Source organism: Mycobacterium sp. (assembly GCF_049281135.1).
Taxonomy (GTDB): domain Bacteria; phylum Actinomycetota; class Actinomycetes; order Mycobacteriales; family Mycobacteriaceae; genus Mycobacterium.
In genome coordinates, this window is record NZ_JBAPRN010000565.1 from 1 (window position 1) to 11114 (window position 11114).

The 11114-nt window shown below is 63.9% G+C and carries 15 protein-coding genes; 9 read left to right on the forward strand and 6 right to left on the reverse strand.

From position 1 onward, the window contains the following. The coding region (locus WAN02_RS22075; protein WP_422266377.1) for an acyl-CoA dehydrogenase family protein at positions 1-949 on the forward strand (949 nt) is incomplete at its 5' end. Positions 950-965: 16 nt separating this feature from the next. Here WAN02_RS22075 and WAN02_RS22080 read toward each other — a convergent pair. Next, positions 966-2078: a dihydrodipicolinate reductase gene (locus WAN02_RS22080; protein WP_422266405.1), complete on the reverse strand. Its 1113-nt coding sequence runs from the start codon at positions 2076-2078 to the stop codon at positions 966-968. Positions 2079-2148: 70 nt separating this feature from the next. Between WAN02_RS22080 and WAN02_RS22085 the strand changes: the two genes are divergently transcribed. After that, positions 2149-2583, forward strand: coding sequence for a VOC family protein (locus tag WAN02_RS22085; RefSeq protein ID WP_422266379.1), 435 nt, complete (start codon positions 2149-2151; stop codon positions 2581-2583). Between the two features lie 6 nt (positions 2584-2589). Here WAN02_RS22085 and WAN02_RS22090 read toward each other — a convergent pair whose 3' ends face one another. From WAN02_RS22090 to WAN02_RS22100, 3 genes are read right to left on the reverse strand one after another with little or no spacing between them, the layout of a single operon-like run. Continuing rightward, positions 2590-3207: a TetR/AcrR family transcriptional regulator gene (locus WAN02_RS22090; RefSeq protein ID WP_422266381.1), complete on the reverse strand. Its 618-nt coding sequence runs from the start codon at positions 3205-3207 to the stop codon at positions 2590-2592. Between the two features lie 10 nt (positions 3208-3217). Continuing rightward, entirely contained in the window at positions 3218-4291 is a 1074-nt protein-coding gene (locus WAN02_RS22095; RefSeq protein WP_422266383.1) for a dihydrodipicolinate reductase, read from the reverse strand. Further along, positions 4288-4473, reverse strand: coding sequence for a hypothetical protein (locus WAN02_RS22100; protein ID WP_422266385.1), 186 nt, complete (start codon positions 4471-4473; stop codon positions 4288-4290). Before WAN02_RS22100 ends, WAN02_RS22095 begins: the two co-directional genes overlap by 4 nt. Positions 4474-4519: 46 nt before the next feature. Between WAN02_RS22100 and WAN02_RS22105 the strand changes: the two genes are divergently transcribed. From WAN02_RS22105 to WAN02_RS22115, 3 genes are all read left to right on the forward strand, one after another. Next, positions 4520-5683, forward strand: a complete 1164-nt coding sequence (locus tag WAN02_RS22105; protein WP_422266387.1) for a dihydrodipicolinate reductase — start codon at positions 4520-4522, stop codon at positions 5681-5683. Between the two features lie 157 nt (positions 5684-5840). Further along, complete coding sequence (locus WAN02_RS22110; protein WP_422266389.1) at positions 5841-6182, forward strand: hypothetical protein; 342 nt, start codon at positions 5841-5843, stop codon at positions 6180-6182. Positions 6183-6217: 35 nt separating this feature from the next. Further along, positions 6218-7069 (forward strand): type 1 glutamine amidotransferase domain-containing protein, encoded by an 852-nt coding sequence (locus WAN02_RS22115; RefSeq protein WP_422266391.1) that lies wholly within the window; start codon positions 6218-6220, stop codon positions 7067-7069. Between the two features lie 7 nt (positions 7070-7076). Here the strand turns inward: WAN02_RS22115 and WAN02_RS22120 are convergent, their stop codons facing one another. Continuing rightward, positions 7077-7601 (reverse strand): Dps family protein, encoded by a 525-nt coding sequence (locus WAN02_RS22120; protein WP_422266393.1) that lies wholly within the window; start codon positions 7599-7601, stop codon positions 7077-7079. A gap of 158 nt (positions 7602-7759) precedes the next feature. Between WAN02_RS22120 and WAN02_RS22125 the strand changes: the two genes are divergently transcribed. After that, the gene (locus WAN02_RS22125; RefSeq protein WP_422266395.1) at positions 7760-9367 is read left to right on the forward strand and encodes a GAF domain-containing protein; all 1608 of its coding nucleotides are present in this window, start codon (positions 7760-7762) and stop codon (positions 9365-9367) included. A 54-nt stretch (positions 9368-9421) separates the two neighbouring features. Continuing rightward, positions 9422-9814 (forward strand): response regulator, encoded by a 393-nt coding sequence (locus tag WAN02_RS22130; RefSeq protein WP_422266397.1) that lies wholly within the window; start codon positions 9422-9424, stop codon positions 9812-9814. A 265-nt stretch (positions 9815-10079) separates the two neighbouring features. On the opposite strand, the gene WAN02_RS22135 is transcribed toward WAN02_RS22130, so the two are convergent. Next, complete coding sequence (locus WAN02_RS22135) at positions 10080-10304, reverse strand: hypothetical protein (RefSeq protein WP_422266399.1); 225 nt, start codon at positions 10302-10304, stop codon at positions 10080-10082. Here WAN02_RS22135 and WAN02_RS22140 point away from each other — a divergent pair. Together WAN02_RS22140 and WAN02_RS22145 are read left to right on the forward strand one after the other, a co-directional pair. Further along, positions 10288-10671, forward strand: a complete 384-nt coding sequence (locus tag WAN02_RS22140; RefSeq protein WP_422266401.1) for a DUF732 domain-containing protein — start codon at positions 10288-10290, stop codon at positions 10669-10671. The two genes, WAN02_RS22135 and WAN02_RS22140, sit on opposite strands and share 17 nt — an antisense overlap. A gap of 83 nt (positions 10672-10754) precedes the next feature. Further along, the coding region (locus WAN02_RS22145) for a response regulator (protein WP_422266403.1) at positions 10755-11114 on the forward strand (360 nt) is incomplete at its 3' end.

Below are 11114 nucleotides of genomic sequence, written 5' to 3' on the forward strand. Positions count from 1 at the left end.
GCACTGGCCCGCACCGTACGGGCGCGGCGCCGGACCGGCCGAGCAGCTGCTGATCGATCAGGAGATGTCGTCGGCGGGGGTGATCCGGCCTGACCTGGTGATCGGCTGGTGGGCGGCACCGACCATCCTCGAGCACGGCACGCCTGAGCAAGTGGAGCGTTTCGTCCCGGGCACCCTGAGCGGCGAGATCTTCTGGTGTCAACTGTTTTCCGAACCGGGAGCCGGTTCGGACCTGGCGTCGCTGCGCACCAAAGCGGTGCGGGTCGACGGCGGATGGGAGCTGACCGGACAGAAGGTGTGGACGTCGTCGGCGCACAAAGCGCAGTGGGGTGTCTGCCTTGCCCGCACCGACCCCGACGCTCCGAAACACAAAGGGATCACTTACTTCCTGATCGACATGAGTTCGCCCGGCATCCTGATCCGGCCACTGCGCGAAATCACCGGCGACGCGTTGTTCAACGAGGTGTTCCTCGACGAAGTGTTCGTTCCCGACGAGATGGTGGTCGGCACGGTCAACGACGGCTGGCGGCTGGCCCGCACCACGCTGGCCAACGAACGGGTCGCGATGGCCGCAGGTACCGCGCTGGGCAATCCGATGGAGGAGCTGCTGGCCGAGGCGGCCAAGGCGAATCTCGATGTCGCGCAACAGGATCAGTTGGCGCGGTTGATCATCACCGCGCAGGTCGGCTCGCTGCTCGACCAGCGCATCGCCCAGCTCGCGGTGGGCGGCCAAGACCCCGGCGCCCAATCCAGTGTGCGCAAACTCATTGGCGTGCGATATCGGCAGGCGCTGGCGGAATTCCGGATGGATCTCAGCGAGGGCTCCGGCATCGCGTTCGACAAGCGGGTCAAGGATTTCCTCAACACCCGTTGCCTGACGATCGCCGGCGGCACCGAGCAGATCCTGCTGACGCTGGCCGGCGAACGGCTTCTGGGCCTGCCGCGCTGAGTGCGGGCCGTGTTCCTCAGAACGCGGGCACACCGTCGCGGTGCGGGTGCAGTGCGCCGAGCGGCGACGTGAGTGGCAGGTGCAGCGCATCGACAATGCCCGCCGGTGCCTCGCACACCCACGGGATGGCGTTGACCGCCCGCATCCCGGTGGCGAGCAGACCGTGGTCGCTGGCGCTTTCACCGTCGCGGTAACCGACTTCGAATTCTCCGTCGAAGGACGGTTCACCATCGATGATGACGCGCCAGATGCCGTCGGTGCCGCGGGTGCGACCCGTCGGCCATTGCGGTGCCAGGTCGTCGGCCATCCGGTCGACGTGTTCGATGGTGATGACGTCTTGTCCGTCCACGACGCCGATGCAACGTGCGTAGGTTGCTCCAACCGTTCCGGCGTCGATGACGCCGCAGGCCGTGTCCAGTTGCCTTGGGGTGGGCAGGAACTCACAGGTCTCGCGGATCTCGTCGAGTTCGACGCCCAGCGCGTCGGCCACCATGGTGACCGCGGCACCCCACCCCCACTTGAGCACCCCAGGGCGTTTGAGACCGCCCTGATAGTCCAGCGGTTGGCCGAAACCGAACAACTCTCGGACGTCGAATTCGACCGGGTACTCTGAATAATTGGTGATCTCGATCCCGCGCACCGAGTACACGCGGTGCGACATGGACAGCAAGGCGATCGGGAACAGGTCACACCCGAAGCCAGGCTCGATGCCGGACGAGTAGATGGAGCTGTTGCCCGCGCGACAGGCGCCGCGGATGGGCTCGAGGTAACGCTCGGAGAGCGACCCCTTCTCGTAGACGAGGCCGGGCAGCGATGTCGTCACGATGTTCTTGCCGGCGGCCAGGATTCGGCTGAAGTCGGCTAGCGCCTCTTTGGGTCGTGAGCCTGCAGGTGCCGCGTAGATGATGCAGTCGGCGTCGCCATTCAGCAGAGCCTCGACGTCCCGGGTGGCGGTGACGCCCAAGGGGTCGATACCTGCCAAGGTCCCGATGTCTTGACCGTGTTTGGCGGCCGAGTGAACCCATGCGCCAACGAGTTCGAGGTTGGGTCGGTCGGCCGCCGTGCGGATGGCATAACGCCCGACGCCGCCGGTCGCCCACACCACAACCTTGTAGGCCTTGCCTGTCATCGACCTCAATGCCAATTCCTTTCTGGAAGATACCGACTCAGTTAAACGATAACAGGTGTAATGTTTTTGTGTGGCCGAAATTGCGGGCGATCCGAGCCGGGCGAACAGCGTTCATCACGTGGTGTTTGCGGTGCCGCGCGAGCAGCTCCCGGAGACCGCGCAGTTATTCTCGGAGTTGGGTTTTCGATTCCAAACCGTCGAGCTCGAAGACGTGGGCCTGCGCGTGCTGCTGGATTGGGACGGCGGCCTTGAATTGGTCACCCCGTTGTCTGCTGCGGCTGACAGCGCCGGCGAGGTGGAGCAGTTCTTGCAGCAGAACGGGCCCGGTGTGTATTCGGTGGTGATCCGTGTGGATGACGCTCCGGCCGCTGAGCAGGTGGCACGGCGATACGGCGCACGGACTCGGTTCCGTCAGCACCGCGGCGGTGACGGATTCGAGCTCGACGAGATCGAGATTTCAGTGCTCGGACTCCCGCTGACGTTCCTGTCCACCGATCTGCCGTAACGCCGCTTAGCCGCCACGTGACTCGACGTAGGCGGTGATCACCTCGATCAGCGCGTGGCGGTCCCGGGAGGTGTCCACGGGTTCTGGCCAGACCATCTGTGCGACCACGAGTCCGCGCAATGTTGCCCAGATGAGGTTGCCGATCCGGCCGGCGTGCGGTGCGGATAGTCCTTCGCCTAGGTGTCGGCCGAGGCTTGTCAGCGTGGCCATCAGGTCGGCGAGGTGGGTGTTGGCGACGGCGCCGCGAAGGCCACGGGTCGAGATGAGGATTTCCAGGGCAGCCATCGATGTGGGACTGGAGAATGCGTCCCAGATGGTGTCGATGACGAACTTAGTGCGTGCCCGCACGCTGCCCTCGCGGACCGCCGGCGGTGGTAGCTTCTCCAGGGCGTCGAGCAATTCGCCGAAACCCTTGTCCACGACCGCTATCAACAAGCCGTCCAGATCGCCGAAGTGGTATTGGACCACGCCCCAGGTCAAACCGGCGCCCTCGGTGATGCGTCGGACGCTGGGTGGTGCGAATCCCTCGTCGAGGATGCAGCGCACGGTCTCATCGATCACGACTGTGCGGGTGCGCTCGGCGCGGGCTTGGGCGCCGGTGGGCGGGCGACGGGGTGCGGTCATGGCATCGGACTTACCACAGCACGCCTCGCACGTGGTCGGTCGGCCGCAGGTCGTGTGCGGCAAGGATTCCGCTCGGAGCCTGGCACACCGCGTCGATGACGTTCACGGCGCGCGCCGCGGTGGCGATGACACCGCCCTGGTTGTGGTCAATGCCCGATATGCCCACGTGGGTATTGATCTCGATGCCGGGGCTGCCCTCGACGCGGACGCGGTGCACCCCGGGATGCCCGTCCGGCGGATATGGCCAATCGGGCGCGGCCGCATCGGTGAGCCTGTTGACGTGTTCCATGGTGATGATCACCTCGCCGCCGCACACGCCTTCGACCGCGAAGCGGACGGCGGCCACCGTGCCAGGTTCGACGTTCATCATGGTGCACTCGATCGGGTCGGGCGTGACCCACTTGTCGTTGCGCTCCCGCACCTCGTCGAGTTCGATACCCAGATCGGCGGCCAGGCTTCGAACCTGCGCGCCCCACATCGATGCGAGGACTCCGGGCGAGAAAAGGATGGGCTGGTGGTCCGGCGCGGTCCCGAAACCGAAACTTACACCAGTGAATTCGGCGTCGTCATAGCTACCGTAGTCGAAGATCTCTTGCACGGTAACGGTTGTGGCCCGCGCTGCCAAGCTCAATGCGGTGTAGACCAGGGTGTCGCCGGAGAACCCCGGGTCGATTCCGTTGATGTACAACGTCGTATCGCCCTCGGAACAGGCTCGTGCCAGTGGCTCGCGCAGCCAATTGTCGGCCTGGTCTGGTGCCACCATCCAGACGAACGACGTTCCAACGACATTCGTGCCCGCCTGTAGAAATCGACTGATCTCGTGTAGCGCTTCGTGCGGTCGGGTCTCGGCTTGGGACGTATAGACCACACAGTCCGGGCTCAGGGCTATCAGCGCGTCGATGTCGTCGGTGGCGAACACTCCGGTGGGCCGGTCGAGCCCGCATAGGTCTGCGGCGTCGCGCCCGATCTTGTCCCGCCCGCGTGCATGGACGCCGACGAGTTCCAGGTCGGGGCGCTCGATGATGCTGCGTAGCGCATGTACTCCGACGTTGCCGGTGGAGAACTGGACGATCCGACGGGTCACTGCGATCCTTTCAAGGCGGTCAGAGCAGGTCGGCAGTGGTCTTCCGGCTTGCTGGTTCCGGTGACGATCGCGACCTTGCCGTCGAGCACACCCACGTTCATTGCCCCTTGCCGTTCGATGCCGTCGGCCCAAAAGCCTGCGGCCAAAAAATTACACATGTAATCATTATCCGGCAAGAGCATGAATTGACTTGAGGTCACTCTCGCCCGCGTGAAAGGAGTCGTAACGATGAGCCACGAACCGTTGGATCACCCAGAGCAGGCGTACAAAGTCGTGGTGTGGGCCACCGGACGCGTCGGACGGTTGGCCATCCGTGCGGTGGCGGACCGCCCGAACCTTGAACTTGTGGGCGTATGGGTGCATTCGGAATCCAAGGATGGTAAGGACGCCGGCATGATTGCCGGTATCGGCCCATTGGGCGTGGCCGCGACGCGCGACGACGAAGCCATTTTGGCTGGCGATGCGGACTGCATTATCTACACCGGGCCTGCGACCAGCCGACCTCGCGAGGCGATTACCGACTTCTGCCGGATTCTGGAGGCGGGCAAGAACATCGTCACCACGTCCGTTCCGGGTCTGGTCTACCCACGCGGTTCTATCAAGCAGTCGACCGTGCAGCGCATCGTCGACTCGGCGATAAGGGGTGGCAGCTCGATCTATTCATCGGGCATCGAACCGGGGTTCGGTTGCGATCTGTTGGCCGTCGCGATGGCGTCGATGTCGAATCGGATCTACTCGATCCGAGGGTTGGAGATCACCGATTACTCGCGTGACAACACCGTCTACGAAATGAGGGAGCTGTTCGGTTTCGGTCAGCCGATCGATTATCAAGGCGGAATCATGATGCCCGGCGTGATCAAATACGGCTGGGGTGCGGCGGTCACAATGGTCGCCGAAGCACTTGGCGTACAACTCGACGAGATTCGCGAATCGTGCGAGTTCGCACCGTCATTGCGCCGCCTCGAGACGCTGTCGGGGGTGATCGAACCCGGCACCGTTGCCGCGGTCTGGTTCCGGTGCATCGGGGTCGTCGAGGGCCATGAAGTGATTACGATCGAGCACGTCGACCGGATGGCAGAAGACGTAGCACCGGACTGGCCGAAGAGCCGCGCCGGCGGCATCGACGGCGTGTGGCGCGTGATGATCGAAGGCGAGCCCAGCTTCGATGCCGAATTCGAAACCGGCTTCAACTCCGATGAGGACTCCACCGACCACGGACTGCTTGCGACAGGTATGCGCGCCATCAACGCCGTCCCGTGGGTCTGTCACGCGGCGCCGGGCCTGGTTGATGCACTTCACATCCCCCTGACGCCAGCGATCGGTTCGCTTCGCCCGCGCCGAGACGGACTCCCCACCATCGAAGGTCATCACGACGCCCGGATGGGAGCGTAGGAGGCAACCGGGGAACAGGGTCGTCTTCTCCACGGAAAGCGGCGCACCGGGGCACGCACGCATGTCAAACTGGCGACCTACCGGTACCGAAACGAGTCGCTCTCATTCCGGTGAACCGATTCGTGTGATCTTGAAGGTGCGGGGAAACGGGGCACCGATGAGGGTTCTTCCGATAGTCGCCTGCACTGTGGGCATCGTCGCCGCGCTCTGGTTCGGCCTGCAAGCGGCTGCGGATCTAGCCCTGACCGGTTTTCCGGACAGCCATTTCACCGACTACGACAAAGCAGTCGAGGTACCCAAGCGGATCCTAATGTGGGCGGAGTTCGGATTCGTTCCGCTGTTTCTGCTCCTCATCTTGCCTCGAATCCGGGCACGAGCGCGTGTCGTCGGGCCGGTCGTCGCGCTGATCGCGTTGGGCCTCGTCGTGCTGGTCCAGCTGGTCGGTGTCCCTTGGTATTTCGGTACACACCTCGGTCTCGATAATGGGATCGGCGGATAGTTTGGGGGCGCAGGCCGTAAGCTCAGGCACTACCGATGGGTACCGTGCTGATTCCGATTCCGGACCGCGACTTCGACCCGACCGAGGTCGCGGTCAGTTGGCAGGTGCTGCGCGCCAACGGCCACCAGGTCGTCTTCGCCACCGAAAGCGGTGCACCCGGAATCGCCGACGACATCATGGTCAGCGGCCGCGGTTTGGACATCTGGTCTGCGCTACCGGTATTGGGCGCGATCACCGTCGTGGGGCGAGCGCTGCGGGCCAACAAGGACGCCCGCGGGGCCTACCGCGAAATGCTGAGCTCACCCGAGTACCAGAGCCCGTCCAGCTGGGCGGAAGCCACGCTGGACGGTATCGACGGGTTGCTGCTGCCCGGCGGCCATCGCGCCCGCGGGATGCGTTCCTACATCGACAGCGAGACCCTGCACCGGCTGGTCGTCGACGCGTTTGGCCGCGGCGTGATCGTGGCTGCGATCTGCCACGGTGTGCTGCTGGCCGCCCGCAGCGTTGACCCCAAGACCGGTCATTCGGTGTTGCACGGGCGCCGCACCACCGCGCTTACCTGGGCGCTGGAGCGCACCGCTTGGAATCTGACCCGGCTCACCCGGTTCTGGGACCGCGACTACTACCGCACCTACAGCGAGCAACGTGGCCAGCCGTCGGGATACATGTCGGTGCAGTCCGAAGTCACCCGTGCCCTGAAGAGCCCCGCGGACTTCTGCGATGTCGAGCGGGGGTCGCCGCACTGGCGGATGAAGACCTCGGGGGTGGCCCGCGATACGGCGACCGATTCGCGGCCGGCATTCGTCGTCGACGACGGTTCCTATGTGTCAGCCCGCTGGCCGGGTGACACCCACACGTTCGCAAAGGTGTTGTCGCAGAAGCTTTGACGCCCGCTTAGGCTCTGCGGTTCTCCGATTTGATCAGCCACGCAAGCTTTTCCAGCGCGTCGATCTGCGTATGTAGGATGTCCGCCGTGGTGGGGTCGTCGGAATCAACCGCGTCATGCACCGTGCGAATGGTGTTGACCGTCGCATAGATGCGGGTCGTGATGCGGCCTACGACGTCCGTGGTGCTTTGCTCGTTGGCTGGAAAGCGAGGCAGGCTGGTAGTGGCGACCACCGTGTCCGACCGGCCGTCCGGCACCGCGTCAAGCGCGCGCATCCGCTCGGCGATGGTGTCGCTGGCGTCGCGGGCGAAGTCGACCAATTCGTCGAGTTGAAGATGTAAGTCGCGGAAATTCGCACCGATGACGTTCCAGTGGGCCTGCTTGCCCTGCAGATGAAGCTCGATGAGGTCGACAAGGATCAGTTGGAGGTTCTGCACAAGCCGCTGCGGCGGTTGGAAGACGCGCACCTGATCCGCGCGGCGCCGGCTACCGCCATTTGTCTGTGCTGTCGGGTGGTGGGCTGTTGTAGTCATGCCTCGATGATTCCGGCCAGGGCAAACGGTGCCATTGCGGCTGACACCACACTGGGATTGCAGCTAACCGGAATCTTTGGTTACGGCTAGCTTGAAGCTTTGTCGGCATTTCGCTGGCAATATTGCGGCAGAACCATCGCGCGTGCTAGGCCGATCATGTGACGGAGCATCGGATCGCTCAGGCCACGGGCGACCGACCGAGACGGCTGGGCGCGCGGATCATGCCGCTTTTGGTACGGCCGGCCCCTCCGCCGCTCTGGCTTGGGCTCGTCGTCGCCGTGGGATTGATCGGCGTCGAGACCGCCGTCATCATTCTGCTCAAACAATGGGCTCCAACCATGGCCTTCGGCACGGTGTACCTGCTGGGGGTGTTGTTGATCGGAACGGTCTGGGGGTTCGGATTAGCGGCGATCACCTCACTGGTCAGCGCCGTGGCGTTCGACTATTGCCGGCACTGGCCGGACGGCTTTGTTCTCTACCAGCCGGAGAACTGGGTCGTCGTCGGCATCTTCTTCGTCGTCGCGGTGCTGTGCAATAGTTTGGCCGGATTGGCCCGAGCAAGCGCCATCGAAGCCGATCGGCGCCGACACGAAGCCGACCTCGCCGCAAGGCAGCAGGCCGCGCTGCGTCGGGTGGCGACGTTGGTGGCGCGCAATGTTCCGCAATCGGAGGTGTTCTCAGTCGTGGTTGCGGAGTTAGCCGCTTGTCTCGATGTCCAGAATGCGGCGTTGCTCCGGTACGAGCCTGAGGGCACAGCTCTGTTGCTTGCAGCCGCCGACGAACCGGGATTGCAGAAGATGCCTGTGGGCGAACACTTTTCACTGGATGGCGATAGTGTTGCGGCGGCGGTTTGGCGAACTGGCCGGGCGGCACGAATGGACACTCACGAGGGCGCTGCCGGGTCGGCGGCGGCGCGCATTCGGGAGTTGGGTCTGTGCTCAGCTATCGGAGCTCCGATCGTGGCCGGTGGTCAAGTCTGGGGAGCGGCCGTCGCCGCTTCCTCTCGGTGCGACGCTTTTCCACCCAGCGCGGAGCAACGCGTCAGCGACTTCGCCGACCTCATCACCATTGCGATTGCAAACGCCAATGCGCGTACGGAACTGAGAGCTTCCCGAGCGCGGATCGTCGCGGCCGCTGATGAGACGCGGCGGCGTATCGAACGGGATTTGCATGACGGCGCTCAACAGCGCCTGGTCTCGTTAGGACTCAAGCTGCGTCTGGCCGAGGAGTCCGTCTCACCCGAGCAGACGACGGTGCGCGCCCAAATCTCCGACGTTGTCACCGGTTTGGTCGGTGTCTCGGACGAACTACGGGAGTTTGCCCGCGGTATTCATCCGGCGATCCTGTCACGGGGAGGGCTCGGACCGACGCTGAAGACACTCGCGCGACGCTCCGCGGTGCCGGTGGAACTGGATGTAGTGGTACCCCGGCGCTTACCCGATCATGTCGAGGTTGCCGGGTATTACGTTGTGGCAGAGGCGCTTACGAATGTGGCTAAGCACGCTGAGGCGTCCCTGGTCCAGCTGGCTGTCAAAGCCGAGGATGACAAGCTTTGTCTTTCGATTCGCGACGATGGAATTGGGGGAGCCGACGCCCGCAACGGGTCTGGACTCATCGGCTTGGTGGACCGGGTGGAGGCCCTCGGAGGTCAGATCGCCATCACGAGTCGTCTCGGCGACGGCACATCGCTAGTGGCGAATATTCCGCTCGGACCCAACGGGTCGTCTGATGGGCAGCCCTGCGAACTAGTGCCGCTCGAGACGTGAACATGGGTGCTAGCGGGAATGCCGGCCGGCCGCGTCCGCGGCCACAATGGCGCTGTGGAATCACCGGCTAAGCCGATCCGGGTTGTCATCGTCGACGACAACCCGGAATTCCTCGATTCGGCGAGACGGCTGCTGGAACACCAAGGCGCCTGCGTTGCCGGTGTGGCATCAACCAATGCCGAAGCGCTCCGATCCGTCCAAGAGCTGCGACCCGACGTAACACTGGTCGATGTGAACATCGGAGAAGAAAGCGGCTTCGATCTCGCGGAGGCCCTCCACGATATCGACGGCGCGGCAACGGCTCCGGTCATACTGATCTCTACCCACGCCGAGCCCGACCTGACAGACATGATCGAATGCAGCCCCGCCATAGGTTTCCTGACCAAGTCGGCGCTTTCCGCTAATGCGATCCGCGCAGCCCTCGGCAGTCCGGGTAAAAGCGAGTAGTCCAGCAGATCTCACGCCGTCCCTTGTGATGCGCGCTACTGTGCGCCGGGCCCATTGCAGCTAGCCGGTAATGGCCAACTGCCGCTAACAGGGATGGCCAATGGGCGTTAGCCGCGACGACTTTCTGTGCATACCGCGCGAGGCTTACAGCTATGAAGAGCTACCCGTACGAGATACCGTCATCGCAGCTAGATTCCGCGATAGCTGGAATTCCGTCAAGCGGACGCTCTGACGATGGTGTTGGCGGATGGCAGTCATTGCCCCTTCAAACCGAAAACCCATACAGCAGGCGGCTGTTTCGGCATTTCATCGCCACCGCTTTTTTGGCCATGATCACCGTCGTCTTCTGGCTGTCCCTGATCGGGCTCGCGCCGGGCGCGTACGCCCATAGTGCAGCGCGCACCGATCCAGCCGAGCAGCCGACCCCGGCGACAAGTTCGTCAAAACACCAAAAGTAAAAGGAGGAAACAGATATGAACGCGCTGCGCATATTTAATCCACTGGGGCTGGCCAAAGTCCTGGCCGGCGCCGCCGGAGCTGTCATCGCCATAGGTCTGGCCGCGCCGGCCGGCGCCAGCCCCGTAGTGCCTCCACCCCAGGCCGTCCCGGACTTCCTGGCCGCCGCACGCGCGGCGGGCATCACCGGAACGGATCCGGCGATGCTGGAAGACGGCTACAGCGTGTGCCGGAGACTGTGGGTTCGGCACATGGAGGGTACTCAGATAGCCGCGGGTCTGGTCCAGGACCATCCACAACTCACCAGCGACGAAGCGGGACAGTTCGTGCTGGCCGCATACCACGACCTGTGCCCGCAGCCGACCGGGGACTACGACTACTGGGCTTACAGCACCGGCTAAATGGTCAACCGTGCGGTCAGTGACTTTCCGGGTCCGTCCGTAGGAAGATGTGATCGGTCGAATGGCCGAGAGGACGTGGCCGCATGGGAGTGGACTCCGGAAAGACTGGCGCTCTACGCGTGATTGTGGCTGACGACGACGTCCTTCTTCGTGAAGGAGTTTCGAGCCTGCTCGGGCGCTCCGGGTTCGTCGTTGTCGGCCAGACCGGCAATGCCACCGAAACCCTCGCCCTGGTCCGTGCGGAAACCCCGGACCTGCTGGTCGTCGACATCCGTATGCCGCCGACCAACACCACCGAGGGTCTTGACGTCGCCGGAGTCATCCGGGCCGAACTGCCCGAAATCGGCATTCTGGTGTTGTCGGCGCATGTCGACGTCGAGCATGCGGTCGAGCTTTTGTCCAGCGGTCACGCCATCGGTTATCTGCTCAAGAGTCGGGTGACC

Bases quoted from the DNA above. Each gene is read 5' to 3' on its own strand.
- WAN02_RS22080 (WP_422266405.1), bottom strand. From the start codon at position 2,078: ATGACAGGCAAGGCCTACAAGGTTGTGGTGTGGGCGACCGGCGGCGTC.
- WAN02_RS22090 (WP_422266381.1), bottom strand. From the start codon at position 3,207: ATGACCGCACCCCGTCGCCCGCCCACCGGCGCCCAAGCCCGCGCCGAG.
- WAN02_RS22100 (WP_422266385.1), bottom strand. From the start codon at position 4,473: ATGCTCTTGCCGGATAATGATTACATGTGTAATTTTTTGGCCGCAGGC.
- WAN02_RS22105 (WP_422266387.1), top strand. From the start codon at position 4,520: ATGAGCCACGAACCGTTGGATCACCCAGAGCAGGCGTACAAAGTCGTG.
- WAN02_RS22110 (WP_422266389.1), top strand. From the start codon at position 5,841: ATGAGGGTTCTTCCGATAGTCGCCTGCACTGTGGGCATCGTCGCCGCG.
- WAN02_RS22115 (WP_422266391.1), top strand. From the start codon at position 6,218: ATGGGTACCGTGCTGATTCCGATTCCGGACCGCGACTTCGACCCGACC.
- WAN02_RS22120 (WP_422266393.1), bottom strand. From the start codon at position 7,601: ATGACTACAACAGCCCACCACCCGACAGCACAGACAAATGGCGGTAGC.
- WAN02_RS22140 (WP_422266401.1), top strand. From the start codon at position 10,288: ATGAACGCGCTGCGCATATTTAATCCACTGGGGCTGGCCAAAGTCCTG.
- WAN02_RS22135 (WP_422266399.1), bottom strand. From the start codon at position 10,304: ATGCGCAGCGCGTTCATATCTGTTTCCTCCTTTTACTTTTGGTGTTTT.